The sequence below is a fragment of the Candidatus Methanoperedens sp. genome, from assembly GCA_012026795.1.
Classification (GTDB): Archaea; Halobacteriota; Methanosarcinia; order Methanosarcinales; family Methanoperedenaceae; genus Methanoperedens.
In genome coordinates this window covers 1-26,993 of sequence record VEPM01000011.1, presented here as the reverse complement: position 1 = coordinate 26,993, position 26,993 = coordinate 1, and the positions used below count along the sequence as shown (strand labels likewise).

Annotated in this window: 28 protein-coding genes and 2 tRNA genes; 21 read left to right on the top strand and 9 right to left on the bottom strand. The window is 41.2% G+C overall.

What is annotated here, in order from left to right; translation table 11 throughout:
- The first annotated feature begins 2 nt into the window (after positions 1 to 2).
- Positions 3 to 671 carry a hypothetical protein gene (locus FIB07_05975; protein NJD52400.1) on the top strand — a complete coding sequence of 223 codons (669 nt, stop codon included), beginning with the start codon at positions 3 to 5 and terminating at the stop codon, positions 669 to 671.
- Positions 668 to 1,264, top strand: a complete 597-nt coding sequence (locus FIB07_05970) for a hypothetical protein (GenBank protein ID NJD52399.1) — start codon at positions 668 to 670, stop codon at positions 1,262 to 1,264. The genes FIB07_05975 and FIB07_05970 overlap by 4 nt, the downstream gene beginning before the upstream one ends.
- On the opposite strand, the gene FIB07_05965 is transcribed toward FIB07_05970, so the two are convergent.
- From FIB07_05965 to FIB07_05955, 3 genes are all read right to left on the bottom strand, one after another.
- Positions 1,188 to 3,671: a cation-transporting P-type ATPase gene (locus tag FIB07_05965; protein NJD52398.1), complete on the bottom strand. Its 2,484-nt coding sequence runs from the start codon at positions 3,669 to 3,671 to the stop codon at positions 1,188 to 1,190. The two genes, FIB07_05970 and FIB07_05965, sit on opposite strands and share 77 nt — an antisense overlap.
- A 40-nt stretch (positions 3,672 to 3,711) precedes the next feature.
- Positions 3,712 to 3,963, bottom strand: a complete 252-nt coding sequence (locus FIB07_05960; GenBank protein ID NJD52397.1) for a dual specificity protein phosphatase family protein — start codon at positions 3,961 to 3,963, stop codon at positions 3,712 to 3,714.
- A 103-nt stretch (positions 3,964 to 4,066) separates the two neighbouring features.
- Positions 4,067 to 4,282 carry a hypothetical protein gene (locus FIB07_05955; protein ID NJD52396.1) on the bottom strand — a complete coding sequence of 72 codons (216 nt, stop codon included), beginning with the start codon at positions 4,280 to 4,282 and terminating at the stop codon, positions 4,067 to 4,069.
- 166 nt (positions 4,283 to 4,448) lie between these two features.
- Between FIB07_05955 and FIB07_05950 the strand changes: the two genes are divergently transcribed.
- Entirely contained in the window at positions 4,449 to 4,964 is a 516-nt protein-coding gene (locus FIB07_05950) for a hypothetical protein (protein NJD52395.1), read from the top strand.
- 340 nt (positions 4,965 to 5,304) lie between these two features.
- On the opposite strand, the gene dph2 is transcribed toward FIB07_05950, so the two are convergent.
- A complete protein-coding gene (gene dph2 / locus FIB07_05945; GenBank protein NJD52394.1) occupies positions 5,305 to 6,300 on the bottom strand; it encodes a diphthamide biosynthesis enzyme Dph2 in 996 nt (331 codons plus the stop codon).
- Entirely contained in the window at positions 6,297 to 6,944 is a 648-nt protein-coding gene (locus tag FIB07_05940; protein ID NJD52393.1) for a cell division protein FtsJ, read from the bottom strand. Before FIB07_05940 ends, dph2 begins: the two co-directional genes overlap by 4 nt.
- A 69-nt stretch (positions 6,945 to 7,013) precedes the next feature.
- On the opposite strand from FIB07_05940, the gene FIB07_05935 reads away from it, so the two are divergent.
- Both FIB07_05935 and FIB07_05930 read left to right on the top strand, forming a co-directional pair.
- Positions 7,014 to 7,099: transfer RNA gene (locus FIB07_05935), tRNA-Ser, on the top strand.
- Positions 7,100 to 7,604: 505 nt separating this feature from the next.
- Positions 7,605 to 8,234 (top strand): hypothetical protein, encoded by a 630-nt coding sequence (locus tag FIB07_05930; protein ID NJD52392.1) that lies wholly within the window; start codon positions 7,605 to 7,607, stop codon positions 8,232 to 8,234.
- Here FIB07_05930 and FIB07_05925 read toward each other — a convergent pair.
- Positions 8,231 to 9,346 (bottom strand): methanogenesis marker 9 domain-containing protein, encoded by a 1,116-nt coding sequence (locus FIB07_05925; GenBank protein NJD52391.1) that lies wholly within the window; start codon positions 9,344 to 9,346, stop codon positions 8,231 to 8,233. The genes FIB07_05930 and FIB07_05925 overlap by 4 nt on opposite strands.
- Positions 9,347 to 9,477: 131 nt before the next feature.
- Here FIB07_05925 and FIB07_05920 point away from each other — a divergent pair, with 131 nt between their 5' ends.
- The 14 genes from FIB07_05920 (at position 9,478) to FIB07_05855 (ending at position 22,123) form a co-directional block, all read left to right on the top strand.
- A complete protein-coding gene (locus FIB07_05920) occupies positions 9,478 to 9,852 on the top strand; it encodes an NADH-quinone oxidoreductase subunit A (GenBank protein NJD52390.1) in 375 nt (124 codons plus the stop codon).
- Positions 9,853 to 9,875: 23 nt separating this feature from the next.
- Positions 9,876 to 10,433 (top strand): NADH-quinone oxidoreductase subunit B, encoded by a 558-nt coding sequence (locus FIB07_05915; protein ID NJD52389.1) that lies wholly within the window; start codon positions 9,876 to 9,878, stop codon positions 10,431 to 10,433.
- Positions 10,355 to 10,930, top strand: a complete 576-nt coding sequence (locus FIB07_05910) for an NADH-quinone oxidoreductase subunit C (protein NJD52388.1) — start codon at positions 10,355 to 10,357, stop codon at positions 10,928 to 10,930. The genes FIB07_05915 and FIB07_05910 overlap by 79 nt, the downstream gene beginning before the upstream one ends.
- A gap of 1 nt (position 10,931) precedes the next feature.
- Entirely contained in the window at positions 10,932 to 12,080 is a 1,149-nt protein-coding gene (locus FIB07_05905) for an NADH-quinone oxidoreductase subunit D (protein ID NJD52387.1), read from the top strand.
- Positions 12,081 to 12,084: 4 nt separating this feature from the next.
- Positions 12,085 to 13,194: an NADH-quinone oxidoreductase subunit NuoH gene (gene nuoH, locus FIB07_05900; GenBank protein ID NJD52386.1), complete on the top strand. Its 1,110-nt coding sequence runs from the start codon at positions 12,085 to 12,087 to the stop codon at positions 13,192 to 13,194.
- Positions 13,191 to 13,607 (top strand): NADH-quinone oxidoreductase subunit I, encoded by a 417-nt coding sequence (locus FIB07_05895; GenBank protein ID NJD52385.1) that lies wholly within the window; start codon positions 13,191 to 13,193, stop codon positions 13,605 to 13,607. Before nuoH ends, FIB07_05895 begins: the two co-directional genes overlap by 4 nt.
- Positions 13,604 to 13,849, top strand: coding sequence for a hypothetical protein (locus tag FIB07_05890; GenBank protein NJD52384.1), 246 nt, complete (start codon positions 13,604 to 13,606; stop codon positions 13,847 to 13,849). The genes FIB07_05895 and FIB07_05890 overlap by 4 nt, the downstream gene beginning before the upstream one ends.
- Positions 13,849 to 14,100, top strand: coding sequence for a hypothetical protein (locus FIB07_05885; protein ID NJD52383.1), 252 nt, complete (start codon positions 13,849 to 13,851; stop codon positions 14,098 to 14,100). Before FIB07_05890 ends, FIB07_05885 begins: the two co-directional genes overlap by 1 nt.
- 1 nt (position 14,101) lies before the next feature.
- Positions 14,102 to 14,401: an NADH-quinone oxidoreductase subunit NuoK gene (gene nuoK, locus FIB07_05880; GenBank protein ID NJD52382.1), complete on the top strand. Its 300-nt coding sequence runs from the start codon at positions 14,102 to 14,104 to the stop codon at positions 14,399 to 14,401.
- Between the two features lies 1 nt (position 14,402).
- Complete coding sequence (gene nuoL, locus FIB07_05875) at positions 14,403 to 16,409, top strand: NADH-quinone oxidoreductase subunit L (GenBank protein NJD52381.1); 2,007 nt, start codon at positions 14,403 to 14,405, stop codon at positions 16,407 to 16,409.
- Complete coding sequence (locus FIB07_05870) at positions 16,409 to 17,926, top strand: NADH-quinone oxidoreductase subunit M (GenBank protein ID NJD52380.1); 1,518 nt, start codon at positions 16,409 to 16,411, stop codon at positions 17,924 to 17,926. Before nuoL ends, FIB07_05870 begins: the two co-directional genes overlap by 1 nt.
- Positions 17,923 to 19,398 carry an NADH-quinone oxidoreductase subunit N gene (locus FIB07_05865; protein NJD52379.1) on the top strand — a complete coding sequence of 492 codons (1,476 nt, stop codon included), beginning with the start codon at positions 17,923 to 17,925 and terminating at the stop codon, positions 19,396 to 19,398. Before FIB07_05870 ends, FIB07_05865 begins: the two co-directional genes overlap by 4 nt.
- Positions 19,399 to 19,403: 5 nt before the next feature.
- Positions 19,404 to 19,754, top strand: coding sequence for a hypothetical protein (locus FIB07_05860; GenBank protein NJD52378.1), 351 nt, complete (start codon positions 19,404 to 19,406; stop codon positions 19,752 to 19,754).
- A 200-nt stretch (positions 19,755 to 19,954) separates the two neighbouring features.
- On the top strand, positions 19,955 to 22,123 hold the full coding sequence (locus FIB07_05855; protein NJD52377.1) for a hypothetical protein: 2,169 nt from the start codon (positions 19,955 to 19,957) through the stop codon (positions 22,121 to 22,123).
- Between the two features lie 38 nt (positions 22,124 to 22,161).
- On the opposite strand, the gene FIB07_05850 is transcribed toward FIB07_05855, so the two are convergent.
- The 3 genes from FIB07_05850 to FIB07_05840 all read right to left on the bottom strand — a co-directional run bounded on the left by FIB07_05850 (position 22,162) and on the right by FIB07_05840 (position 25,752).
- Positions 22,162 to 23,553 (bottom strand): NAD(P)/FAD-dependent oxidoreductase, encoded by a 1,392-nt coding sequence (locus FIB07_05850; protein ID NJD52376.1) that lies wholly within the window; start codon positions 23,551 to 23,553, stop codon positions 22,162 to 22,164.
- Complete coding sequence (locus tag FIB07_05845) at positions 23,546 to 24,097, bottom strand: XTP/dITP diphosphatase (protein NJD52375.1); 552 nt, start codon at positions 24,095 to 24,097, stop codon at positions 23,546 to 23,548. The genes FIB07_05850 and FIB07_05845 overlap by 8 nt, the downstream gene beginning before the upstream one ends.
- A gap of 254 nt (positions 24,098 to 24,351) precedes the next feature.
- Positions 24,352 to 25,752, bottom strand: coding sequence for an aspartate kinase (locus tag FIB07_05840; protein ID NJD52374.1), 1,401 nt, complete (start codon positions 25,750 to 25,752; stop codon positions 24,352 to 24,354).
- A 157-nt stretch (positions 25,753 to 25,909) separates the two neighbouring features.
- On the opposite strand from FIB07_05840, the gene FIB07_05835 reads away from it, so the two are divergent.
- A tRNA-Gly gene (locus FIB07_05835) sits at positions 25,910 to 25,981 on the top strand.
- 85 nt (positions 25,982 to 26,066) lie between these two features.
- Positions 26,067 to 26,750 carry a hypothetical protein gene (locus FIB07_05830; GenBank protein ID NJD52373.1) on the top strand — a complete coding sequence of 228 codons (684 nt, stop codon included), beginning with the start codon at positions 26,067 to 26,069 and terminating at the stop codon, positions 26,748 to 26,750.
- The last annotated feature ends 243 nt before the right edge of the window (positions 26,751 to 26,993 follow it).

The following is a 26,993-nucleotide window of genomic DNA, read 5'->3' as shown; positions in this document are numbered from 1 at the left end:
ATATACCCGTTATCAACCAAGATTTACTGGGAGTATATGTGAACCAGGAAAAAGAACCAGATCCTGTTAGCCGCAGAAGGTTTTTGACACTGCTGGGAATTCTTTTCGCAGCAGTAATAGCAGGTCTTGCCTATCTTAGGCAGATCGGGATAAAAACAATTAATAGATTCAGGATAAGAAGTATCGAACAAAACCCTGCTTTTGACCCTGATACCTGGAAACTCACAATAGAGGGGCTTGTAAATACTCCGCTCAATATAAGTTATAATGAACTTCTCAGGCTTGAAAGCGAGGAACAAATTTCTGATTTTCATTGCGTTGAAGGCTGGTCTGTGGAAAATGTGAAATGGAAAGGTGTGCGATTAAAAGTGCTATTTGATAAAGCCGGACTCAAATCCAATGCTGCTTTTGCTACATTCCATTCTTCAAGCGGCTTATACAGTGACAGCCTCTCGGTAAAAGAAAGTCTTGAACCCGATGTCATGCTTGCTTACATGATGAATGATGAGCCATTGCCTCAAGAACAGGGTTTGCCGTTACGTCTTGTGATGCCAAGGATGTTCGGGTATAAGAATGTGAAATGGGTGAACAGGATCACACTTACAGGAATACAGGAAACAGGCTACTGGGAAAGATTTGGTTACAGTATTGATGGGGTGTCTTATCCTTGAAAATATTGCGATTCGATGTTTCTTCAAGATTATTGCACTGGTCTCATGCACTGGTTTTTTTCTGGCTCATGATAACAGGAATCATTTTATTTTTCACTCCAAAATCCTTGCTTGGCGACCCTTTCATAAAAATGGTTCACCTGTATGCCTCCTTTCCTTTTATTTTATTGCCTCTTATAATATATTTTCGTGGGAGTATATCCACACGAAATGATATTAAAGAACTTATGGAATGGGGGAAGGATGATCTGCAATGGTTTATCGGATTATTTAAAATGAATAAAACCGATATTCCCGGAAAATTCAACGCGGGGCAGAAAGCGAATTTCCTGCTGGTCTTGCTTCTTATTGCCGGCTTTTCTTTGACGGGTTTCCTTGTCTGGATGAAATCAATGTTCAGTCGCAGTTTCGTTGAATTGAACTTTATTATTCACGATTCCCTTGCGATAATGTCCATAATCCTTCTTGCAGGGCACATTACTCTGGCTCTGTATTACAGCGAATCGTTGAAAAGTATTATTTACGGAAAAGTTGATGCTGCATGGGCAAAGGAGCATTATCCGGACTGGTTTTTGAAAGAGAAGAGAGGCTGAGTATTTTCTTAATCTCCAGTAAGCCCATAATGAATAACATCACAAGGGCAATAAGAATTAGCCGGGTAAAATTGATCGCAACAAGATTAAACCTGTCATTTAAGAAGGGGATATAAATCCCAAGGATCAGGAAGGTGATTGCTGCTACTGCCCAGAGGTTGATAACCTTATTAGCAAATATTCCAAGAGAGAAAATGGATTCTTTATCTGAACGGGAAATATAAGCAAGAAAGATATGACCAAAAATCCATGCTGAAAAAGCATAGGTTTGTGTCTCCCTGAGACTTAAATCCTGGCTCTGTGCATAAAAATAAACAGAAATAACTGCCACGAAAAGCACTATTCCCTTTGTCAAAAAGTCTTTAATTACCTGGTCATTGAATATGTTTTCTCCGGGGTTTCGAGGCGGCCTGGAATAAATATTTTTTTCTTTCGCCTCAGCAACAAAACCCGCAGATGCTGCCAGATCCATAAATAATTCCAGGAGGATTATCTGGATTGGGGCAAAAGGCATCGGGGCCGCCAGAATAACAGGTACGAGGAAAATCAATATTAAAGCAACCTTGACAGAAAGATAATATTTGATGCCCTTTTGAAGATTATCAAAAAACTTCCTGCCCTCAAAAATACCCCGGGCAATGGTGTTATAATTATCATCTGCTAAAACAACTTCAGCTGCTTCCTTAGCCACATCTGTTCCCCTGATTCCCATTGCGATGCCGATATCAGCACCTTTTAGCGCCAATGCATCATTGATCCCGTCACCTGTTACAGCTACTACTTCACCGTTTTTTTGCAGGGCTTTCACGATCCTGTATTTATGTTCCGGAGTAGTCCTGGCAAAAACAGAGAACTCTTTCACAGTATTCTGTAATTCATCGTCAGTAATCTTATCCAGATCCTGGCCTGTCAATACTTTACTGGTGGTTGAAATACCCACCTCTTTTGCAATGAAAACTGCTGTCTGCGGATGATCCCCTGTTACCATAATTGTCCTGATGCCAGCCATCATTGACAAAGCGATGGTTTCTTTGACTCCTTCCCGCTGCGGGTCTTCAAAGCTTATGAGTCCTGCAAAATTCATTTCCTTTTCGATTTCATTAAAATCAAGTCTCTCTTCTTGAGGTGCCAGTTTTTTATAAGCAATGGCGATTACACGTCTCCCTTTTTCAGTTTCATTATCTAATGCAGCTTTTATATCATCACTTATGCTGGAACAAACTCCAAATATCTCCTCAGGCGCACCGCTTAAGATTAATTCATGGTCTGCATTTTCTCTTACAACTGCTTTTGTTTTCCTGCCATTTCCAAAATTTCGCTGCCTGGCCACTTTTAGCGGTGCCTTATCTATTTTTAATTCCCTGGCTTTATTTTTAATCTCATAGTCCAGAGGAGATAAAGAATATTCAGTCAGTGAAGCGAGTGCGATTTCTAAGATTTCTTTCCCTTTATCTGCAGGATAAAAGCCGGCGATTTTCATTTTATTTTCGGTTATAGTTCCTGTTTTATCAGTAACAATCACAGTTGCATTGCCTAAAGTTTCAGCAGCCTTGATCCTCTTAACTAAAAAATTATTTTTGGAAAGGGTATAAGCTCCGAGGCCCAGGACCATCGTAATAATAATCGGAAGCTCTTCAGGAATAGTAGCAAAAGAAAGGGAAAGACCTGTCAGGATCATAGTTTTTAAATCCTGTCCTCTCAGGATTCCCATAAGAGGGATAATAATTGAAAAGAATAATGCCACGAAGACCAATTTGCCCGTAAGTGATTTCATCGCTAACTGCAGCCGGGTTTTCGGCGGTTTGATTATTTTGGAAGCAGCAGCGATTTTACCAATCCTTGTATTCCTGCCAGTTGCGAAAACAACAGCCGATCCTTCACCGGAAAGCACTATTGTACCTGCATAAATCTCATCGCCAATCTCTTTGTCCCGGGGAAAAGATTCGCCTGTTAAGGCAGATTCATCGAATTTCATGCCGATTGACGCATTGGTTTTTGCATCAGCAGCGACTTTAGTTCCCGGGGTAAGAATCAACATATCGTCCGGAACAACATTTTCCGAGTCGATTTCCGTTACTTTCCCATCCCTTAACACCCTTGTTCTGGGTGCGGCAATTTTTTCTAAAGAGGCTATTGCTTTTTTTGCCCTGAATTCATTATATACTTCGGCAAAAACCAACAAAATGATCACTATAAAGATGGTAATAGCATCTTCGAGTTTTCCCCAGATACTGTAGAAAAAGCCAACGACTAACAAAAGAAGGATCATGGGCTCCGTTACTTCATGTCTTGCAATGCCAAAGAAACTGATTTCGGTTGCTTTGAAAATCCGGTTCGGACCGGATTTTAAGAGTTTTTCTTTAGCTTCGCTGGAACTCAAGCCCTTGTTATTTTCCAAATCCATTATATATAACACATCCCTTCTGGTTAAAATATTTTATTTTACTTCAAATCATCCATAAAATTACACCGTTTATCAAACTTGCCCGTTTTATCCCCTGCTTGCAATGAACCAGGACTTTCATCTTCTTTTTATAGGCCAGATCATATCCAAAAGATGCAACCAGCTTTAAAATATCTAAATCCGGCAATCCGGCATCTTCTATTGCCCAGTTTAAATATATTTTAAAATCGCTTGAGTTCGGATCTATACCGCCTTCCAGGTCGATGCAAGCATCAAACATCCTGGCTCTTTCCACATCGTCTATCTCTGATATAGATTTTCGTCAATCTGGAATATTTCCATACTTGAAATATTTTCATTTTCGATGGAAAAAAGACAGAGAATGATTCATTGGAATTCTAATCTGTTTCGCCTTTTAGAAGTGAATTGATTACGTCCTGGGTCCTGAGCTCTCCTGTGGCAACGCGCTGTATCATAGGATATATGTACTTGCAGTCATCGATGTTATTCAAGACATCCGGGCCTACCTCTTTTATGACTTTATTTATTATCCGTGTGCACCTATCGCATATTTTACTGTTTGATGTGGATTTCCCACATATCTCGCAATTCATATTCTTCCCCATATAAACATTAGAACTTGTCGGATAAATAGATATCGCAGTTTTTTTACTCTGTTAAATATGGATTTCCCTGTTGAATATGTATTTTATTGATTGGGAATAATTGAGAACAGATGTTTTATATACTATTCCAGATAATCCTTATCTGGAGGTAATTATGATTCGGGGAAGAACAACTTTTGTATTCATTGTAATTCTTTCATTATTGATCATATCTGGTTGTATGAGCCAAGAACCAACAGGCACTCCAGCAGCTATGCCAACGGCTACACCCATAGAAACAGTTACACCTGTAGAAACAGCTACAGTGATTCCAACTCAGCAGCCGGTAACAGTATCTGCTCCTGCGACAATAACAATAACATCCATTCCAGGCAGACCTGTTGAAAACTCAAGTTATACTATTAAATGGCAGGTATCAGGCGGAACAGCAGGAGATATTACCAAAACAGAGCTGCTGTGGGATTCCAAGAAAGGGAATGCGACTGTTAATGATTATTCCCAGAGTACGCTATCCATGACCGGGAAAACCCCTATGGAATTCAATCAGACATTGAAGGCTGGTCCGAGCAGTACCATTTACTTCAGGGCTCATGCCATAGTTGATGGAATAGAGATATTTTCGGATGAAAAACAGATGACCATATACCCGGAACATGAGACCGGATATTGAATCTGCCATTCTATTTTTAATTTCTACATAAGTTCAAAGTGTCTTGCAATCGTTGCTTTAGAAATACTACATTAACATAATAATGAGAATTATACTAAGCATTAAAATTTTAAAATATCTATATATAGTTTAAAATAAGATTTGCTTATTGGATATATCGATAGGTGTTTTTCATTGAGAAACAAGCTCGAAAAAAGAACAGGAGAAATAAAATGACATATCATATAGGCAAGTACAGAATTTTTGCAAAAGACCTGGAAAGTGCAAGAAAAGCATATTTCCAGATGGAAAATAAGTTGAAATAAATTGAAAATAAGAATTTTTATTTTTTGACCGCTTTTTATAGCAGTTCCTGCATTTCATCACCTGATATCTCATCCATTACCAGTCTATCCCAGGGTCTTTCCCCCAGGACAATTTCAAATTCCTGCGGCGTAAGGACTGGTACATGGAACCTTTCTGCATCATCGATAGTGATCCTCGGGCATGCTGTATTAACATACGCATCTACTTTAAAAGCCAGCAATTGCTCAGGGGTCACAAGATCCATCATAATAATTTGCGCCTTCTTCCCATGCTCCCATGCAATTTTCGCAAGCTTTTTTGCAAGTTCTTTCCTGTTCTGTCCGCTTTTTGAGGAAACGATTATGCCGAAGATCTTTGCGTCCATTGAATTTGCGATATACCCGCTTCGCTTTCGCAGGAACTTATCGGGAGATACTTCGACTGCCTTGTTTAAATACGGGTCTGCCGCAACCACTCTTTTTCCCGTGGCTATAGCCACCCCAAGCGGATGGAAAATACCGCTGCCAATATAGAGATATTCATCACAATCAACACGTGCTGCCGTGAAATTGCATCCAAGGACCTGTCCGGGATAACTTACTCTTAAATCACCTTTTCCCGTTATCCCTTTCTTTCCATTTTCCAGCAGGAAATTGGAAATCTCATCAAGTTTATGTATGTGCTGGACAGTGGTTATGAGGCCGATCTTAGTGGTTTTTAAAAGCGGGAGTGCGGTTTTAACGCATGGCAGGACATCAACGTTAGAGCGCGTTTCAATAAAAACCACATTGTTGAAATTTCCCATCTTTGAATGCCCGAAATGGAACATTACATCGACTCTTCCTGCAAGGGATGTATCGATATCGCATGCACCAAAACAGGGATTTCCGGATATTAAAATGCCTGCTCCTGTTCGTTCTTCAAGCATCTCAGAAATGGAAAAAGCCTGTCTTTTAAAACCTTCGGGAAATTGGAGCCCGACTGTTTTAAAGTGATTTTCTTCTATGATATTTATTATTCTCCCCAAATCAAAATCGAACTGGTTCTTCATAATTTCCTTGCTACTGCATACGCTTCTTTTTTTTGCGATTCCATGATTTGCAGGATATCAAATCCCATAACTAATAATTCTTCCATGATGGGTTCCATATCATTTTTTTTTGGTAATTTTAAGACCCAGAGCAGCATGCCGCCTCTTTTCAATGCGGGAAGCAGATTCTTAAGGGCTTTTAATGAATCCTGTGGTTCCACTGTAATGTCAAGAAGCAAAACATCATATTTTTCATTGCCATGAGACATCATGAATGCATCGGCGAATTCAATTGTGATATTCTCATGCTCATGTGCGATTTTTCCAAGTTCTGAATGGAACTCGCGGCTGAATTCAATTCCATGAACGCAAGAGGCAATCTCTGATGCATACAGCAGGAAACCTCCTGCGCTTGAGCCAACGTCCAGCACAGTATCGCCTTTCTTGATTATATTAGTCTTTTCCTGTATATCTTTAAGTTTCCAGTATCCTGCGGGCTTGTCCAGGCCATCTGTGATTTCAATTGTGTCAGAATATGCCACATCGAATGAAGGTCTGGTTATGATGCTGTCATTTACTCTGACATGCCCTTCCGTTATTGCGCGTTTTGCCCTGCCCCTGGAACCGACATTGCCGATTTCCACTAGATAGGAGTCAAGCCTCATGAGACACCTTTTTCATAGATTCATTCCAAAGGTTAATAGCAAATCAACTATATTAAAAGCATACACCATGCCGAGGTGGCAGAGCGGACTAACGCGGCAGGCTCGAGACCTGTTTTACCTTCCGGTAAGCTAGGGTTCAAATCCCTACCTCGGCGCTCTATAAAAGATTTAAATCTCCCTGCTCAGCAGACATAGATGGAAATGTTCCTTACCAGTTTCAAGATAAGAATGTCATTTTGTCATCAGGAATATTTAAACACAGGAATCCTTAATACTCTATAGTTTATATTCTATAATGGGAGGAAAACATTTTATAGTATAAAGTATATTCCGCAATAGCTATAATAGTTATGATGAGCATGTAAATTTGACATGAAATTAATGAACAATAGTTAAATATAAATCGAAATACTTAAATAGGACGTTACATGATACAGAATGTTTCACTGTAGAAATAAACTAAAAGTTGAAACAAAAAATCAGGATTATCGATTATGGGAGGATAAAAAATGAGAGTCGTTCAGATGGCTGTTAATATACAACGTATGTATATTATTTTGATAGTATCAATAATTCTTACAATAATTTTAAAAATAATATTGTGAAATTCGTTCTGCTTGCATTTTGACTTTTTAATCCTGGGCCAGGTGGTATTGAAATATGATGACGTTACTCGTATTTGAAGTTATTCTTTTTGGTTTATTTGGCATGCTTTTAGGGCAATTTATCGGGCAAAGCAGAGAAGCATATGCTATATGGATAAGGGAAATCGTCTATCCTCCCGGAGTTGTTTCAACCGGAGAAGAAGCAGATAAAAATAATGAAGCCAGGAGAAAATTATGCAGTAATCTGGAATCCCTGTCAAGGGAAATTTGTAGCCTTAGCGATTTGATATGCATTGTAGCAGGATTGATAGTTCTAACTTTTATTATAATTTTTATTACAGTAATTTTTACTTATGATTCAATAAAAGAATCATCGGATCGCAGTTTCATCCTGGCATCTGTAATTCTTGCAACAATACTCGTCATAATCCTTCCTATTATTTTAACTAAGCTGAATATAGATTTAATAAATCCAAAAAAATCAAGCCAGATCGATGAAAAAATCTTCGAGGTATGGCATGCGAATAAATGTCACAAACATAAACATGAAGAATACCGGACTAAACTTCAACCAATCCAGCTTTATGAAATAATGGCTGAAAGGATAAAAAACCCCACAGAAGAAGAAGCAGAAATAATAAAACTGTTACATAAAAAAAAGAAAGATGTTAATTATCAATCTTAATTTTTTGTTTGCTTCAATATATATTCCGATAATCTCTTCTTGGTCCTCATATATTCCACATCTGACAGGCCGCTGGATTCAAGCGCAGAATCCCTTAAAAAACAGGGTTTTGTGATCTTGCAGCACCATGTCATGCTTCCGAAACATGTTCCTTCTCCGTATTCAATAGGTGTTTTCCGTGCAAAGTCAGTCTTGATCTTCATGAATTCCTCAGCGCTGATGCCTGCCTGTTTAAGCGCGCCGTGAAGTGCGCAGGGTTTTACGGGAAGGCAGCAAAAAGCAAGCGCCCTCAGGTCACCGCCGCCGCAAATATGTTTGGGGGCGTTATACCATCCTGTCATTGATTGGAAAGATGTCACCTCAAAAACAAGCTGGTCGATGATCCGGGGATTTTTCCGGACTGCGCGCGCAACCGAGACCATGTCCGCACCATGTGAGAACATTTCCCTGGCGCTTTCAAAATCCGTGATCGAATTATTGCCTATAATGAACAGGTTCGTTGAGTTCCTGATCCTTTTGATAATCCCGATATCCACACCCTCCGGATGCATGGCGTCTATATGTATAATATCAGCCCCGGCTTTTTCGATAGCTTTTGCAAGCTCAACATCATTCACAACATTTGCCCTTGTTTTGACCGAGAGCACGACACCTGTTTTTTTGATCTCTTTAATATATTCGCAAAGACGCGGTATGTCTTTCAATAATGCCTCACCTGCTCCCAGTCCAACCATTTCAGGCTGCCTGCAATGCGCATTTAATTCAAGAATAGCGCCATTTTCTTTTGCAAGTGCAGCCGCTTCTAAAAACGGTTCAACGGATGCTGCACGCACATTGGCTGCGATCGTTGTGTATCCTTTTGCAGCAACAAGTTCTGATTTCAGGAATTCCATGGGCTTATCTGATACGAACTCAGTCCTGCCCCTCTCAACTTCTTTACGGGCCGCTTCATTTGTTGGCTTATCGAGATTATATCCGCCAAGAATTATCAAACCCGCATTTGCAAGACCAGTTGCGAATTTGCTATCTGTTATACCTGCCATTGAAGCAACTGCAATTGGATTTTTGAATAATGCATAACCTATTTTGATGTCAAATAATTTTTCTGTCATGATTTAGCCTGATTAATTATTTGTCTTTCAGTTGTCGGAATCATTAAAGAATTTTACGCTAAAACAATTTCATAAGCTTTTTATATCAATAATCCTTTTTTAAGCAGAATATAAATGCAAACGGTGGTCCAATGGTCACAAATGAAATTCTAGATAATTATTTGCCTGTCGTAATTCTTACGATCGTAGGTGTTGTTTTCGTGGCGATCTCACTATTCATGTCAAGGATGGTAAGACCAAGCAATAAGACAAAAGTAAAACTTTCTACATATGAATGCGCTGAAACGCCCATAGGAGATGCAAGGGTTCATTTTAACATCCAGTATTACCTGATCGTTATTGTTTTCCTGGTATTTGATGTTGAAGTTCTTTTCCTGTATCCCTGGGCAGTGCAATTCAAGAACCTCGGACCGCTGGGATTCTTTGAAATGATAATTTTTATTGAAGTACTTATAATAGGCCTGGCTTATGCCTGGAGAAAGGAGGCTTTAGAGTGGATCCATTAACAATTGATACTACAAAGATCAGAATGGCAAAGAAGAAGCCTGTGACTGCGCTTGATAAACTGAATGATACAGGACTTATAAGCACAGTCCTTGCAGCCAGGGAACGGGAAGGATTAATATTATTTTCAACAATTGACCAGATTTTTAACTGGGCTCGTTTAAGCTCCCTCTGGCCGGTCACGTCCGGTCTTGCCTGCTGCGCTATCGAAATGATGGCCACAGCCATGGCGCATCATGATATATCGCGCTTTGGAATGGAAATATTCAGGGCAAGCCCGAGACAGGCTGATCTTATGTTAGTGGCAGGAACTGTTACAAAACGCATGGCCCCCAGAGTAAAAAAACTTTACGAAATGATGGCTGAGCCCAAATGGGTCATTTCCGTAGGCAGCTGTGCAAATACAGGAGGGCCTTATCATGAATCGTATTGTGTATTAAGAGGCGTTGACCTGATAATACCGGTGGACGTTTATATTCCCGGATGCCCTCCCAGGCCAGAGGCATGGTTGTATGGGATTATCCAGTTGAGGGAAAAAATCAAGAACCAGGGATATGGAGCAAAATGGGGGCTGAACAAATGAACCCGGCTGAAGAGTTAAAGCAGTTATTTCCGGATTCTGTCATAAGTGCAGGACTTCAGATAAAAAAACCTCTTGCAATCATAAAGAAAGAAGATCTGTTAAAGGTCGCAGGAAAAGTGAAAGAAATGGGATTTGATCATCTCTCTGTTATAACGGGAATTGATTATGTGGACAGGTTCGAGGTTGTTTACAATTTCTTTTCTTATACTAAAAAACAGAACCTTGTTTTGAAGATTATACTTGACCATAATAATCCAGAGGTCTCTTCGCTTTCATCTATCTGGAAAGGGGCAGACTGGCTTGAACGGGAAACTTATGACCTTGTCGGAATCAAATTTTCAGGCCACCCCAATCTTAAAAGAATACTGCTGCCTGATGGCTGGATCGGCCATCCCCTGCGAAAGGACTATGATATGAATATTGAGCAGTTTGTTACTGTTGGAGAGGATGGAGAAGATATAGTGAGCACTGATGGGACGAACCTGTTGAGGAGATAAAATGAAAACAGACGAACTTCTAATTAATATGGGTCCTGTTCATCCCAGTACACACGGTGTATTGAGGTTTAAGTTAACCATGGACGGGGAGATAATCAGGAAATGTGAAATCGTCATGGGATATCTTCATCGGGGGACTGAAAAGCTGGGAGAGATGAAGACGTATATGCAGTTCGTGCCTTACACAGACAGGCTCGATTATATCTCAGCATTTCCCAATAATTACGCTTATACCAAGGCTGTGGAGGAACTTGCAGGAATAGAGGTTCCGTTGAGAGCAGAGTACATACGTGTTATCACTCTTGAACTGAACAGGATAGTGAACCATCTTGTAATGCTGGGCTCTCTTCTTCTTGACCTTGGCGCATCAACTATGATAATGTACGGATTCAGGGAAAGGGAGAATGCCCTGCAGTTATTCGAGATGTTATGCGGAGCCCGCATGACTTTTAACTATATCAGGCCCGGAGGAGTAAGGGAAGACATGCCTGAGGGCTTCATACCAAAACTCAACGAGTTCATAAATGATATGGAAAAGCGCATTGATGATTACGAGCAGCTTATCAGCGGTAATGAGATTTTCATGGGGAGAATGAAAGGTATAGGGGTAATGAGCACGCAGGATGCTATCAATTATGGTATGACAGGTCCCTCGCTTCGCGGTCATGGCGTGAATTACGATATAAGGAAACTGGAGCCATATTCCGTATATCCTGACCTTGATTTCAAGGTATGCGTGCGCAATGAAGGGGACAGCTTCGCCAGATACATGGTAAGAATTGATGAGATGAGAGAAAGCCTGCATATTCTAAGACAGGCAGTAGATCAGATGCCTCAGGCAAAACCGGTAAGTTTGGCTAAATATGGGATAGCCCCGATGACAGGCGCTTCAACAGCAGTTTCCACGTATTTCCCGAGGATATTCACTCCGCCGCCTGGCGAGGTTTACAGCAGGATCGAGGCGCCTAAAGGTGAATTAGGATTTTATATTGTAAGTGATGGAACCATAAAACCCTACAGGATCAAAATACGTTCACCCTCTTTCTGTAATCTTACAGCTATACCTAAAATGGTGGAAGGACTTATGATCCCTGACCTGATAGCGGCCTTCGGGACCATTGATGTTGTTCTTGGCGATGTGGACCGGTGATATAATGTTTGCAAATGCTTACGAACTTATTGTGTTTACCTTGAATTATATAGGGATTTATGAACCTGTAAATAACACATTCAAGACATTAGGAATCGAGTATGTTTTGAGGATCATTATAGTACTCGTAGAGATTGCGATCCTATTTGTTTTTGCACTTCTGACGATCATGTTCCTTACATGGATGGAACGTAAGGTTGTTGCTATGGTGCAGGCAAGATACGGTCCGATGGTAACAGGCCCGAGAGGATTGCTCCAGCCAGTCATGGATGGTGTAAAACTCATCGGAAAAGAGGATATAATTCCTGCAAAAGCTGACAGGTGGGTTTTCACACTTGCGCCTTTTCTAGTGTTCATACCGGCGCTTCTTATATTTATTCCACTGCCGTTTGGCGAATCACTGATAATATCAGATCTAAGTGTGGGGCTTCTCTATCTGATTGCTATATCTGCCGTGTCACCAATTGCGATTTTGCTTGCAGGCTGGGCTTCAAATAATAAATATTCTTTGATGGGAGCGATGAGGGCCGTAGCCCAGGATATAAGCTATACAATACCGCTGGCCATTTCTGCGATTGCTATTGTTTTGTTTACAGGTTCCCTGAGCACTGTTGAAATTGTAACCGCGCAGAATGGCACATGGTTTGGCTTTATCCCGAAATGGTTCATATTCCTGCAGCCTCTGGGTTTCGTTTTATTCCTTATTGCTTCTATCGCTGAAATGGGGCGCATACCTTTTGATTTCCAGGAATCTGAACAGGAACTTGTTGCAGGGTTCTTCACTGAATACAGCGGAATGAAATTTGCAATGTTCTTCCTTGCAGAATATGCTCATTTATTCTCAGTATCTGCAATTGTTGTAACGCTGTTCCTTGGAGGATGGTCATTCCCATACATTTCATTACTTCCGGCAGCATTGGTTCCACTGGTGTCGCTTGGAGTATTTCTGGTTAAAACCTATGCAGTAATATTCTTTGCGATGTGGTTGAGAGATACAGTACCAAGGGTAAGGATAGATCAACTCCTCAGCCTGGGATGGAAAATTATGATACCTCTTGCTTTACTTAATTTACTGGTCACCGGTTTCCTTTTGACCGTAGGAGTGTTCCAATGACCTGGATAACAAAGAACTGGACAATGGTCGGGATAATTCAAGGGCTCATTGTTACAATGAAACATATATTACGCATCGGTAACAGGCCGACTGTGACTGTTCAGTACCCCTACCAGAAAATGAAAGTATCACCAAGATTCAGGGGACTGCATGCAGTAGATGAGGACGCCTGCATAGGCTGCGGGATATGTGAAGTAAACTGTCCGAATGGGACTATCCAGATAGTCAAGTATAAAACCAGATGGTATCCCCAGGTCAATATCGGAATGTGCATGTTTTGCGGCCTCTGTGTGGATGTATGCCCCATGAACGCTATGAAAATGACCGGGAATTATGAAACTGCGGATTACACCCGTGAGAGTCTTGTGTATGGCCCTGATAGATTATTATTCAAAAAAGAGGTGAAACAATGATAGATATTGTATTTCCGGTTATTGCAATCCTCACGATCATATCAACGATTATGGTGGTCAGGTCAAACAAATTAGTTCACAGTGCAATATATCTTGCAGGTACATTCATTGGAACCGCCGGTCTTTTCATACTCCTTGAAGCGGAGTTCCTTGCCTGGGTACAGGTACTTGTCTATGTTGGGGCGGTTATAACCCTGATATTATTCACCATTATGTTGACCAGGAAGGGAGAGGAAGAATAATGATCAACAAGACATTCAATTTATTGATAGCATTACTGTTGTTTGCTGTATTGTTCATGGCCCTGGATAACAGTTATACGGATCTTGCAAAGCATGAAGAAATAAATGCAATAAGTATGGAGGAAATTGCAGGAAGTCCCGATATCAAGGGCGGGATTTTCAGCGATTTTATTTTTTCCTTTGAATTGCTTTCACTGTTGTTGCTGGCAGCATTGATCGGTGCCCTGTATATCGCAAAAAAGGAGGCATAAAATGTCGTTATATTCATATCTCTTAATTTCGATAATAATATTTACCATAGGTGTATATGGAATAATTACACAGAGAAGCGGGATCAAAATCCTGATGTGCATAGAACTGCTTCTGAACTCAGCAAATCTTAATCTTGTTGCATTCTCAAGTTACTATGATAATGCGGCAGGCCAGGTGTTTGCGATATTCTCAATTGCCATAGCAGCAGCAGAAGCGGCCATCGGATTTGCTATACTTGTTGCATTGTTCAGGTTGCGGGACACTATCAATCTCGACAATATCAATATCTTGAGGTGGTAATATGTTCGGTGATTATGCAGCTCTAATAGTATTATTACCGGTTATAGCGTTTGTTTTTACTCTTTTCCTCGGAAAGAAGCTCTATTCAGGCGGGGCATTGCTCCCAATAGCGGCTATAGCAGGATCGTTCATCATCTCGTTCGGGATATTCCTTGAAATATATCCAGATGGAACGGTACAGCAATCATTGCCATGGTTTGCGGGAATGAATCTTGGGATATTGATTGATCCGCTGGCTGTAGTAATGCTGATGATGGTTTCATTTGTAAGCCTGCTGATTCACATTTATGCTGTCGGGTACATGGCGCATGACCCTGCAAGACCGCGGTATTTTGCAGAAACATCATTGTTCACAGCAGCAATGTTAAGCGTAATATTATCCGATAATATCCTCCAGTTCTTCGTTTCCTGGGAACTTGTGGGCTTATGTTCGTTCCTCCTGATAGGTTTCTGGTATCACAAACCATCGGCAGCGGCAGCAGCTAAGAAGGCTTTCCTTGTTACAAGGGTAGGAGATGTACTTTTCCTTGCAGGGATCGTACTGCTCTATGTAAATATGAAACTGCTTGTAGATAATGGGACTCTTGTTCTTGAATCGCAAAGTTACATACTGCAATTCAGGAAAATGTTTGAAGCCATTCCGTTGATTGATGGGACACAATTAACATATATCACACTTCTCTTCTTTGGCGGGGCAGTAGGTAAGAGCGGCCAGTTCCCGCTTCATGGCTGGTTGCCTGATGCAATGGAGGGCCCGACCACGGTATCTGCACTTATTCATGCAGCAACAATGGTAACGGCTGGTGTTTACCTTGTCGCAAGAACATTCCCGATGTTTGTCGCAACCCCGTCAACAATATCTGCGGGTGTGCCGGATGCGCTTCTGGTTGTTACGTATGTAGGTGGTTTCACTGCTATTTTTGCAGCAACGATGGGACTTGTAATGAATGATATTAAGAGAGTGCTTGCTTATTCGACAGTCAGCCAGCTTGGTTACATGATGCTGGCACTCGGGACGGCCGGAACTGTCCTTGGAGCAAAAGCCGTAGGAATATCCATGTTCCATCTCTTGAGCCACGCATTCTTTAAGGCACTGCTTTTCCTTTGTGCCGGAAGCGTGATACATGCGGTTGGCACCAACGATATTCGTGAAATGGGTGGATTATTCAGCAAGATGAAGATCACAGGCACAACCATGTTAATAGCAGCACTTGCACTGGCAGGTATTGGCTTTCCGTTTGCAGGTCTGGGTATGCCAATCATGAATATCGGGACTGCTGGTTTCTTCAGTAAGGATGCAATAATAGAAGGGGCATTAGAGTACGGGGAAGTAACACATGACCTGATCCCATACGGCTTTGCCATTGTTGCAGCACTTCTGACATCAATATACATATTCAGGCTGTGGTTTATGACTTTTACAGGAAAGCCGCGTTCTGAAAGGCATTCCCATGAATCACCCGGAGTGATGACCGGACCATTAATGATACTGGCAATATTTGCCCTGCTGTTTGGTTTCTCCCAGGTTGGTTTCTATGGTTATCTTGAGAAAAATTTTGAATTGATGGATGTAAACATAGCTGTCCATGAAGGTGAGGCATTCCACCCATCAGCATTTTTAGTATTGCTGCCCGTGATCGTGGGTGTACTGGGTTTCCTGATATCATATGCGATTTACAACAAACGAATGATCGATATGAGTAAGATCATTTCATCCGGGAATCCGCTTTATAAACTGTTATATAACAGGTATTATGAGCCAAAGATTGGTGCAGATCTGATCGGTGTCAAATTGACACATGATGTTGCAGCCCAATCAGGAGAGTTCATTGACCGAAAGATCATTGACTGGCTTATAATAGACAATATTATAAGCAATACACTGTTTAAGCTTGGTGAAGTAGTCCGGAAATTGCAGACAGGCGTAGTCCAGAATTACGCTTCAATCACAATACTTGGAGTAGCGTTGCTTTTGGTTTTACTCAGGCTTAAATATGGAGGGACATAATGGCAGCTTTAATTTCATTAATGATCGTTATCTCCTTGCTTGGAGCGATCTTAACATTCTTAACAAAAAACCGTGAGCAGGCACGTACGGTTGCCCTGGTAACATCATTGGCGTCATTTGCTTTATCATTGATATTATTCTGGGGATTTGATAGTAAAATATCCACTATACAGTTCCTTGAAACATACTCCTGGGTACCAAGTATCGGAGTGAACTTAAAGTTCGGTGTTGATGGGATAGGTATGCCGCTTGTACTGTTATCTAATATAATTATCCCGCTTACAGTCATATTTGCATGGGGTGAAACACAGCAGGCAAACAAGTTCTATGGTTTGATACTCCTTGAACTGGTAGGTGTTATGGGAGTTTTCACCTCACTTGATTTCTTTGTGTTCTATATATTCTGGGAAATCGTCCTCATACCAATGTACTTCCTGATAAGTATCTGGGGGGGTCCGAGAAAAGACTATGCTGCAATTAAGTTCTTCATATATACACATGTGGCGAGCCTGGTTATGCTGCTTGCGATATTTACGCTCTACTTCAACGCACTCAATGTAACCGGAAAACCGAGTTTTGATATCTTTGAACTCCTGAAATCCTATCAGGTTATGGACGGGTGGCTATTGAAAGGCATATTATCTATAAAAGATGCTGTATTCTTAGGGTTATTGTTTGGTTTTCTTGTCAAAATGCCTGCGGTGCCTTTCCATACATGGCTGCCTGATGCACACGTTGAAGCCCCGACAGCGGGCAGTGTCATACTTGCTGCTTTGCTGCTCAAGATGGGTGGTTATGGCCTTTTCAGGGTAATACTTCCAATCCTGCCATATTCTGACTCACCAGGAAAATTGATCACGATCATGGCTATAATCGGAGTGCTCAGCATATTATATGGAACTTTCCTGGCCCTGGCCCAGCGCGACCTCAAGAAGATGGTGGCTTATTCCAGTATAAGCCACATGGGTTATGTGACCCTTGGCGCTGCTGCACTTATTCCACTTTCCGTAAGCGGGGCGATGTACCAGCAGTTTTCGCATGGTCTCATAACAGGTATCCTGTTCATGTCATGCGGTGTGATCCAGCATTCTGCAGGAACAAGGATAATCCATGACCTGGGAGGCATAGCTAAATATATGCCAAAACTGACATTTGTCATGCTGGCAGGGTTCCTGGCTTCGCTGGGATTACCGGCTATGAGCGGGTTCGTTGCTGAATTCCTCATTCTTGTGAACTCGTATTTTACACTTCCGACATTTGTGATACTTGCACTCTTTGGTATCGTTTTCACAGCAGGATATCATCTCTGGGCCATGCAAAGAGCAGTATTTGGTACATATAATGAAAAACTGGGGCATATCCATGATGGGGCGAGCTATGAAATAGCCTCCATGGCCATCCTTGTCCTGCTGGTCATATACTTCGGACTGAATCCGAACCCTGTGCTTGATATGATGACTACAAGTGCGACTTCGCTACTTCAGTTTGTTACCGGAATAAAAGGAGTGATAACATGAATTTTACTTTACTTCTTCCTGAAATACTGCTGATCATACTGGCTTTTGTAATTATACTACTGGGTTTACTGGTAAGCGATAAATCCAAGAATATGTTTGGATACTTGAGCGCAGCAGGACTTGTGGCTTCACTTGTATATGTTCTTGGTAACGGGATGACCGGGAAGACAAATTTCTTCTATGATTCCCTGGTTATTGATCCTTTGTCCCAGGTTTTCAAATTAATATTCATAGTAGTTTCATTAATAGCAGTCATTGCTTCTATCGAATATTTTAAGAATAATCGCAATCAGGATGAGTATTATGCACTTCTTCTCCTGTCTACGGTCGGAATGATGGTAGTGGCATCGGCAAATGACCTGATAGCATTATTTGTAGGTTTTGAACTTGCAAGCATGTCAACATACGTACTTGCAGGTTTTGAGAAAAAGAACCCTGCTTCACTTGAAGCTGCATTGAAATATTTCATAATAGGTTCAATATCATCTGCATTGATGTTGTTCGGCATGTCGCTTATTTATGGAATAACCGGTTCAACCAATATTCCTGCGATAATTGAATTCTTTAATACGACTCATCTCATTGCAGAAAGCTCTCTCGGGATACTGGCGATGATTTTCCTTGTTGCAGGATTTGGTTTCAAGATGGCGCTTGTGCCATTCCATATGTGGGCTCCTGATACATACGAAGGTTCACCAAGCGTAGTATCTGCCCTGCTTGCAGCAGGTTCAAAAAAGATGGGATTTGTTGCAGCATTCAGGGTTCTTATCCTGGCATTAGTGGCGATCAGAGTGGATATCCAGTATACTTTTGCAATACTTGCAATAATAACCATGACTTATGGCAACGTTGTAGCAATCTCACAGCGCAGCATCAAGAGGATGCTTGCATATTCATCCATAGCCCAGGCTGGATATATTTCACTTGCTTTTGTGGTGATGACACAAATGTCAGTCGCCGGAGGCGTACTTCTTGCGCTTGGCCATGCCCTCATGAAAGGAGGCGCATTCATTGCTGTGGCAGTTGTCAGCTATATGGTTTTGAAAGATAATAAGGATGCAAAGAACACAGATGATTTAGGGAATTTTGCAGGGCTTGGAAAACGTGCGCCAATAACCGCATTGTCCCTGTTCATATTTTTCCTGGCCCTGGCAGGAATACCGCCATCAGCAGGATTTATCGGGAAATTCGTACTGTTCTATTCAATAATGGTAGAAGCAGCAAGCCAGGCAAGCACCTGGCTCTTAATTGTTGTGATTATTGCAATTTTAAACAGTGCACTATCCATATATTATTATGCCAGGGTCATAAAATATATGTATGTGCTGCCGCCAAATGGCGAAAGAATAAAAGAACCTGCTCCCTATGTGATTGCTATCCTTCTTGCGGTGATAGGTACGATCGGAATTGGCCTGTATCCTGAACCGTTCATACAGATGGCGATCAATGCGGCTAAAGCTTTAGGAGTGTGATAATTATGGCAGATTGTGAATTATGTGGTGCAGCAAGACCAACCCTTTGCCCGGTAAAAGTAAAAGACGAACGTGTACTGCTCGCTTATCCGAAAGGGACGTGGAGAGGCATAAACGAGGAATGTCTTAACAGGTGTCATGAGGCAAACATCAACCGGGTTCCCATAAAGGCAAAAAAATGCGACCTGTGCGGCACAAGGAATGTGCCTTTATTCCAGGTGACAGTCGAGATACCCATATTCCAGGAACCCTATCACAGGGATTCAAACAAAGCAATATGTGAAAGTTGTTTTGAAGCCTGTGAAGACACGTTAAAAAGGCGAATTGCCGAAAAAGAAGAGTCACCTCATCATTAAATTAGTTTTAACGTGAAAATAACCAGATTATGACATACGGGGTCAGGTCTGGATTTATATTTTATTTTTTAATAGTTATTTTTTGATACCCTACTTCACACCCTCATTTATATTTGTGTGAAGGGAAATATGTCTTTAGACTCAAGCAGATGTATCAATGATGATAAATAATCGATTATTACCCCAGAGAGGGAGTTAAATTGCCTTTAGATTATACTGATTTAAGAGACATGAAAAAACGCCGGGATATTGAAGGGTTGCTGAATATTCTTGAATCCGGCGATATAAAGGAGTGCCGTGAAGCGATACGCATGCTGGGGGAACTGAGGACAAGGAAGGCAATATCTCCTCTAATAGGATTTCTTGAGATAGATGATGTTCATATCCGTACAAACGCTGCATGGGCTCTTGGAGAAATAGGACATGTGAAAGCTGTTCTTCCCCTGATCGGACTTTTGAACGACCCGATTGAAAACGTCAGGATAAATGCGGCATGGTCACTGGGGCGCATTGGTGATAAACGTGCCTTAACAGTATTAAGATCTGCCAGGAAGAACGGTTCAACAGAACTCCGAAAACATGCGCGGGAAGCAATAGCAAGAATAGAATCTAATGAAAGTGACAGGTGGCGAAACTGTGAGGATGCTGACCTTCCTGATATTGTGGACAATCCCCTGATTGAGATTGAAGTTCCACCGGATATGGAGTGTAATTATATATCAAGAGTAGAAGATGCTGACACCCAGACAGATTATGAGAATATGGCCAGGTTTTCAAGAAATGTCCAGGTAAAAGATACAGGTGATCCATTATCAGAAGATGATGTAAGAAAGATCGTATTGGGGTTAAAAGACGATTCCAATGGTCTTGTATCTATCGATATTATATTCAAATATAAAGAGAACACAAATGGTGAACGAAAGTCAAGTTCTGTATGGCTGCAAATGGCAAGTGCAGGGACAGGGGCAAATGGGGATAATAATAAGATCAAGATTGAACGGGAAATAGACAGGAGTGATTCGGGACCAAAATATATTAAGAGAACCGAAGGTACCAAGAAAAAGACGAAAATAAAACATTCAAGAAAGACAAAGCCAGCTGAATATGATCTACCTGACGAAACAGGATTAGGTCAATCCGAGAGAGATATTTCTGAAATTGATGAAACCTGTGAAATTGATATTGAAGTCCCGGAAGAGAGGGTTATCACCAGGAAGATTATTTCTCGCAGGAATAAAGGACCAGTAAGGGAAATACCCAAAGAACCAGAACAGGAATATGGGTATGAAGAAGAAAACCAGGAAATTGAATTATCAGAACCTGAACCGGAAGCTAAGATAATCAAACCTGAACCAAAGCCCATAGAGACAAAAGCTGAAGTTAAACTAATAAAGGAACCTCTTCCTGCCCCTCCAAAGATACCTGAGCAGCCAAAACCAGAACCAAAACCCAAAGAGACAAAAACTGATGTTAAGCCAATTAAGGAACCACTTCAGGCTGCCCCTCCAAGGATACCCGAACAGCCAAAACCAGAACCAAAACCCAAAGAGACTAAAGCTGAAGTTAAGCCAATTAAGGAACCTCTCCCTGCCCCTCCAAAGATACCTGAGCAGCCAAAACCAGAACAAAAACCCAAAGAGACAAAAACTGATGTTAAGCCAATTAAGGAACCTGTCCAGGCAGCACCTCCAAAAATACCTGAGCCAGAAATAAAGCCGCCTGTGGAAGCTGTAAAAGCAAAACCTGCAAGCATATCAACTCCAGATGGAAATGTGGATTCTGCAGTCCATCTCTTAAGTAATATCGGTATGTCAGGTATGACGAATGCAGCTTCAACTGTCACCCAGTTAGCAGGAGAAGAAGCAGAGTCGAAACATTCTCAACTTCGTACGATTCCAATTGAAGAAATGAATGATGAAATAACCGGCCTTGGTGATAATATTGTGATGATCAGTGTCGAACTTCATGGGAATGGACCGGAAGGAGATGTGAAAGGCGAGATGCAAATGTATGTTTCAAGCGGGAATGCGCTTGAGGTAGCTAACGAACTTCTTTGCAATACCCCGGATACTTCAATAAAGGAATTCAATGATGACATTACTTCCACATTGAAGGAAACTGCCAATATTTATGGTGGGCAGTATGTTAGCGCAATTTCCGAATATATTGGAGTTCCTTTATCATTAAAAGCCCCATCATTCAAGACAGGTCAATCAACACATATCGCAGAATCCGTATTGAAAGATATTACCGGAAAGGTTGAGTTTGCCCTTGCGACTAATGTTGAATTCGGGAATAACAGGATTGGCCGTTTGATAATGCTTGTTGACCCCAAATCCTTTGATATTATAATTACGAAACTCTGTTAGGATTCATTGGTTCGCAAAGAGAGCAAAGGATGTTGCTGCTAAGCCTGATCGGCCAGAATCCCTTCTTTTTTTAATACGTTGATCAGCTTAACTACAGAATAAGCAGCCCTTGTCACTCCCATACTTCTCTCGTCTGAATCAGTTCCAACCACATAAAGGTTCTCAATTGGCGTTTTCGTATCTGCGATAAAACCATCAATTGTTACAGAAGCTTTTTCCGGTGTTGTTACCTGGTAATGCACCATCTCAATATATTTTTCTATCCCGGGATAGACCTTTACAATGGTGTCGTATGCCTCACGTTTTTCAGATTCGATCTCAGAAGTCCTATCAACAGAGAACATGAACCCTACAAGTTTTTTACCTTCCGGGGCAAAATCCTTATTATAATTGCTTATTGGCATTGCCCAGAAAGCTTTCTTCCTGAACCATACTTCACCACCCACGTAATTAAATTCATTAAATTCATCGCTTATCCCGAGCCATATCGTTAATGTCCGGGATTGGCTTACATTTTTTAGATCGGAAATATATCTTTCTGGTAAGTCCTTTATATAAATTGGAAGGTCTTTCACGAAAGCTGAATAGATAATAGTTCCTGCGTAATAGGAATTTTCATTTGCCAGGACAGCTTTTGCAGCATTATCAATGGTAATAATTTCTTTAACGGCTGTACTGGTTTTGATTTCCACTGATCCGGGCAAAGAATACAATATCGCATTAACTATAGCTTTCAAGCCGTCTTTCGGGTAGAACTGGTTATAGCTTACTTTCCTGTTATTCAACAAACGGCTGATATATGATGTTTTTTTAATATTCTCGAACAGGTTTATTTGATTTTCATTACCTATCTCTTTTTTTATATTTTCTTCCACGAATCCGCTACCTACAAACATTCTCTGGACCGAGGTTTCTTTCATCGATTTTCCGGATAGGAAATAACAGAATGTGTTGATAAAATCGGCTGTATCTGGCGAGAGATTCTCCCAGGGAAGACATTGATAAACAGAGGTTTTTGAAAGATCATTCCCGAACTGGCACATTATCATCATTTTTGTAAGGGCCTGCGCGATCACAAGCCGGTCTTTTCGTGGTAGTATATCCATTGTCAGGTAACCATTAAGTGTTGTAGGCACTTTTTTCAATCCTGTTTCTGTACGGATGAAATATTCTCCGTAATCCACAAAAACAGGAACATAATCAAAATATTTTTCCATGAGATAAGATAATGGCCCGCCTTTTCGCAATTGTGTTATGGCATGAGGCCCTGTATCCACCTGGTAACCATCAACCATATAGCTGTTACAATTGTTCCCCAATATATCGTTTCTTTCAAGAACAAGAACTTTTTTTCCTTCCTTTGATAATACTAAAGCGGACAATAACCCGCTGATGCCCCCACCCACGACAATACAATCGTAATTATTCATTTTTCAACCATCGCGCAAACATAACCAGTGCCCTGTACCTGTGGGATATCCCGTTCTTTTCTTCATCAGCCATTTCACCGAATGTCACTCCGTTGACTTCGAATATTGGATCGTACCCGAAACCCAGGTTTCCCCGGATATCTTTTGCGATTTCCCCTGCTACTTCTCCTTCAAAAACCACTGGTTCATCATGGGGGCGGCAGTATCCTATCACGCATTTGAGGCAAGCGCGCCGGTTCGTTTCCCCATCAAGAAGTTTCAATATTCTCTCATTTCCAAGAGTCCTGGCAACGTATGCAGAATAAGGCCCGGGGAATCCGCAAAGCGCATCGATAAATATCCCGGAATCATCCACCATGACCTCGCAATTCAATTTATTCGCGGCCCATCTTGCACCGAAACCTGCGATGGCTTCCAGCGTATCCTCCTGTAATTCAGGATATCCGCAATTGTTTTGCTCTATTTCTATACCCAGAGGCGCCATGATCCGGGTTGCTTCACTTACTTTATGGGAATTGCCTGTTACAAAGATTATTTTTCTCATGAATGAAAGATTCATTTACTTCTCTTTAAATTTCCTACCATATCTACCATATTTTCTATATGAATTTATTTTGTCTTGTTTTTGTGTTACGAGAGTTTTCTTTATGAATTCCCGGTACTTCGGGCTATATTTCATCAATATAAGCATTATCGGATAGCGCAGGGATATTATCAATGATGTGATGCCCAGAGCGAAACCAATAATAAGAATTATTTTGGATAATAATGGGAGGCTATTAAAATCAATCATGAATGTTATTTTGCCTGATCAAGGCCAAACTCTTTATGCAGTACTGATACAGCCTTTTTTGCTCCGTCTCCACTGACTGCAAAAGAGATATTGTGCTGCGATGAACCCTGGCTTATCATAATCACATTTACTTTTGCTTTTCCAAGGGCCCCGAAAACTCTCCCTGCTACGCCGGGGGTATTTGCCATGCCTGCACCTACAACGGCTACAACGGAAATGTTCCTGTCAGGAGTGATCTCTTTAATGATCCCGTTCTTGAATTCAGTTTTTATCGCCTTTACAGCCTTATCAAGATGCGAGGCATCAACCACAAGTGAGATGTTGGCCTCGGAAGAACCCTGGCTTATCATTACAATATTTACGCCTGCATTTGCAAGTGTAGTAAAAACGCGTGCTGCTACACCGATCGTTCCTACCATTCCTGCGCCTGAAATATTGAAGAGAGCTACATTTTTAATTACTGTTACGGCTTTTACTATATCCGCACTCAGTTTCTGGTCTTTGACTACGATAGTCCCCGGAACCTCAGGATGGAATGTATTCTTTACGCGCACAGGTATCCCGTGCCTGATCGCAGGCTCGATCGCCCTTGGATGCAGTACTTTTGCCCCGAAATATGATAACTCCATTGCTTCAATATAGGAAATAACAGGGATAGGTCTTGCTTCGGGAACGATGTTGGGGTCAGTAGTCATTATCCCGTTCACTTCTTTCCAGAGCCATATTTCATTGGCTTTTATCGCTGCTCCCACAATCGATGCTGTGAAATCAGAACCTCCGCGCCCCAGCGTTGTGATAATACCTGCCTCATTCTGGGCGATAAAACCACAAATTACCGGGATACTATCATTAAGAAGTGGTTCTATCCGTTCTTTTATTAATGAATATGATCCCTCAAGGGGTTTGGCATTCCCGTATTCGTCTGTTGTTATTATTCCTGCCTCGCCGCCGGTGAAGGAACATGAATTTACACCGAGGGAATTAAATGATCCCGCGATGATCGGAGCGGCCAGCCTCTCGCCATACGATGATATGTAATCGATAGACCTTGCGGTCAGCTCACCAAGGTAGCAGATTCCAATAAGGGCCTTTTCAAGTTCCTCAATGCGCTGGTCAAGATGATGCGTTACTTTTTCTTCAATCCCCGGATTGCCAATAGCATCCTTTACAGCCTTATGGTGCTGTTTTGTGAGGTCAGCGATGAATTCTTTTACACCTGATGTTTTTCCGGTCTCTGAGGCATCTTTTGCGTTTTTCAGGAGGGCATCCGTGACTCCGCTTAAGGCTGATGTCACAAGTACGACTTCATTTCCTTCATTACGGTATTTTTTTGCCAGTTCTGCGACATGTCTTATGCGGATGCCGTCGCCTACAGATGTGCCTCCGAATTTCATCACTAATCTCATACAGGCTTTTTCAATCGTCAAAGGTTCTATTAAAGGTTACTAAAAATAACAGGGAAATCCGGGTAGTTAGTAAGATTAGAGAAGGTAGTTAGTGGGATTAGAGAAACTATTAATATGGATTGAAATATTAAGAGGATACCCGCAAAATTTTCAGATTGCGCTGGTAGTGTAGCGGTTATCACTAGGCGTTGCCAACGCTTAAACTCGGGTTCGATTCCCGACCAGCGCATTTTCGGTGATTTTTTTATCGCCGGAATGACCTTTTTCTTCTTCAGGATATAGTTTGCAAGCTACAGTTTTAAAACACAATATTTATGAATAATAACCATATTAAAACAAATACAATGGCAAAAAAGAGGCAAAAACTACCTGATAAAAAATCAGGTATCCAAACAATTCATATAATACTGGCAGTACTTGTTATTGCGGCACTGGCAATTTATTTCCTGAATTCAGGGGGAAATAATTCAGACACACTTCCAGCTGACAATTTTAAAAAACTGAACACTACTATTGAGCCGGGTAAAGTAAAGATCATAGAATTTTTGAATTTCGGCTGTACACACTGTAATGATCTTCGTAAAGATATGCCCCGGCTTCTACAAAAATACGGAGATAAAGTGGAAATAACATACATTCCCATCAATTTTCCCAGGCAGTCAACAAAGAGTGTTGAAGCCTATCTTATTGCAGAACAGATGGGTAAAGGAGATGAAATGCTAAATGCATTATTTGATGCCAGGTTCGATAAGGGAATGGATATATTGGAAAGCACCATTGCAATTGAAACTGTTGCGGCAAGCATCGGGCTTGGAGCGGATTTTAACCAGAAACTTGAAAGTGGCGCTATGAAAAATGCAGCTAATTACAATCTCAGGTTGGCGAATGATTATAATATTGCAGGTACTCCCAGCGTTTTTATCAATGGGAAGCCCCAGGAAGATTATTCGATAGCAAATTTGGATAAGGTTACAGGGTCGATTCTTTCAGAGCAATAATCACTTCTTAAATATCCTCATTTTTCTTCCCACTCACTTCGAATTTTACGCTGGTATCTTAAACCCGGACCAAAAATGCCTTTTCCGAGACCAACGAGATTGGCCACAGGGTTCAGGGGAGCTTTTTTAAGTACAACCTTTTCACCCACATTCCGCACATGGTGCCCGTTGATTTTATATAATCAAAATAAGAATCAACCGGCATGGAATATTCGAGTAAAAACATTGATCACCTTGGTATAG

What these genes read in the sequence shown, in the direction of transcription:
- FIB07_05905 (NJD52387.1), top strand. Translation starts at nt 10,932, where the DNA reads ATGAAAACAGACGAACTTCTAATTAATATGGGTCCTGTTCATCCCAGT.
- FIB07_05920 (NJD52390.1), top strand. Translation starts at nt 9,478, where the DNA reads ATGGTCACAAATGAAATTCTAGATAATTATTTGCCTGTCGTAATTCTT.
- FIB07_05885 (NJD52383.1), top strand. Translation starts at nt 13,849, where the DNA reads ATGATCAACAAGACATTCAATTTATTGATAGCATTACTGTTGTTTGCT.
- FIB07_05830 (NJD52373.1), top strand. Translation starts at nt 26,067, where the DNA reads ATGAATAATAACCATATTAAAACAAATACAATGGCAAAAAAGAGGCAA.
- FIB07_05940 (NJD52393.1), bottom strand. Translation starts at nt 6,944, where the DNA reads ATGAGGCTTGACTCCTATCTAGTGGAAATCGGCAATGTCGGTTCCAGG.
- FIB07_05845 (NJD52375.1), bottom strand. Translation starts at nt 24,097, where the DNA reads ATGAGAAAAATAATCTTTGTAACAGGCAATTCCCATAAAGTAAGTGAA.
- FIB07_05915 (NJD52389.1), top strand. Translation starts at nt 9,876, where the DNA reads ATGGCAAAGAAGAAGCCTGTGACTGCGCTTGATAAACTGAATGATACA.
- FIB07_05865 (NJD52379.1), top strand. Translation starts at nt 17,923, where the DNA reads ATGAATTTTACTTTACTTCTTCCTGAAATACTGCTGATCATACTGGCT.
- FIB07_05890 (NJD52384.1), top strand. Translation starts at nt 13,604, where the DNA reads ATGATAGATATTGTATTTCCGGTTATTGCAATCCTCACGATCATATCA.
- FIB07_05860 (NJD52378.1), top strand. Translation starts at nt 19,404, where the DNA reads ATGGCAGATTGTGAATTATGTGGTGCAGCAAGACCAACCCTTTGCCCG.
- FIB07_05895 (NJD52385.1), top strand. Translation starts at nt 13,191, where the DNA reads ATGACCTGGATAACAAAGAACTGGACAATGGTCGGGATAATTCAAGGG.
- FIB07_05910 (NJD52388.1), top strand. Translation starts at nt 10,355, where the DNA reads ATGGTTGTATGGGATTATCCAGTTGAGGGAAAAAATCAAGAACCAGGG.
- nuoK (NJD52382.1), top strand. Translation starts at nt 14,102, where the DNA reads ATGTCGTTATATTCATATCTCTTAATTTCGATAATAATATTTACCATA.
- nuoL (NJD52381.1), top strand. Translation starts at nt 14,403, where the DNA reads ATGTTCGGTGATTATGCAGCTCTAATAGTATTATTACCGGTTATAGCG.
- FIB07_05840 (NJD52374.1), bottom strand. Translation starts at nt 25,752, where the DNA reads ATGAGATTAGTGATGAAATTCGGAGGCACATCTGTAGGCGACGGCATC.
- FIB07_05930 (NJD52392.1), top strand. Translation starts at nt 7,605, where the DNA reads ATGATGACGTTACTCGTATTTGAAGTTATTCTTTTTGGTTTATTTGGC.
- FIB07_05955 (NJD52396.1), bottom strand. Translation starts at nt 4,282, where the DNA reads ATGAATTGCGAGATATGTGGGAAATCCACATCAAACAGTAAAATATGC.
- nuoH (NJD52386.1), top strand. Translation starts at nt 12,085, where the DNA reads ATGTTTGCAAATGCTTACGAACTTATTGTGTTTACCTTGAATTATATA.
- FIB07_05925 (NJD52391.1), bottom strand. Translation starts at nt 9,346, where the DNA reads ATGACAGAAAAATTATTTGACATCAAAATAGGTTATGCATTATTCAAA.
- FIB07_05850 (NJD52376.1), bottom strand. Translation starts at nt 23,553, where the DNA reads ATGAATAATTACGATTGTATTGTCGTGGGTGGGGGCATCAGCGGGTTA.
- FIB07_05870 (NJD52380.1), top strand. Translation starts at nt 16,409, where the DNA reads ATGGCAGCTTTAATTTCATTAATGATCGTTATCTCCTTGCTTGGAGCG.
- dph2 (NJD52394.1), bottom strand. Translation starts at nt 6,300, where the DNA reads ATGAAGAACCAGTTCGATTTTGATTTGGGGAGAATAATAAATATCATA.
- FIB07_05950 (NJD52395.1), top strand. Translation starts at nt 4,449, where the DNA reads ATGATTCGGGGAAGAACAACTTTTGTATTCATTGTAATTCTTTCATTA.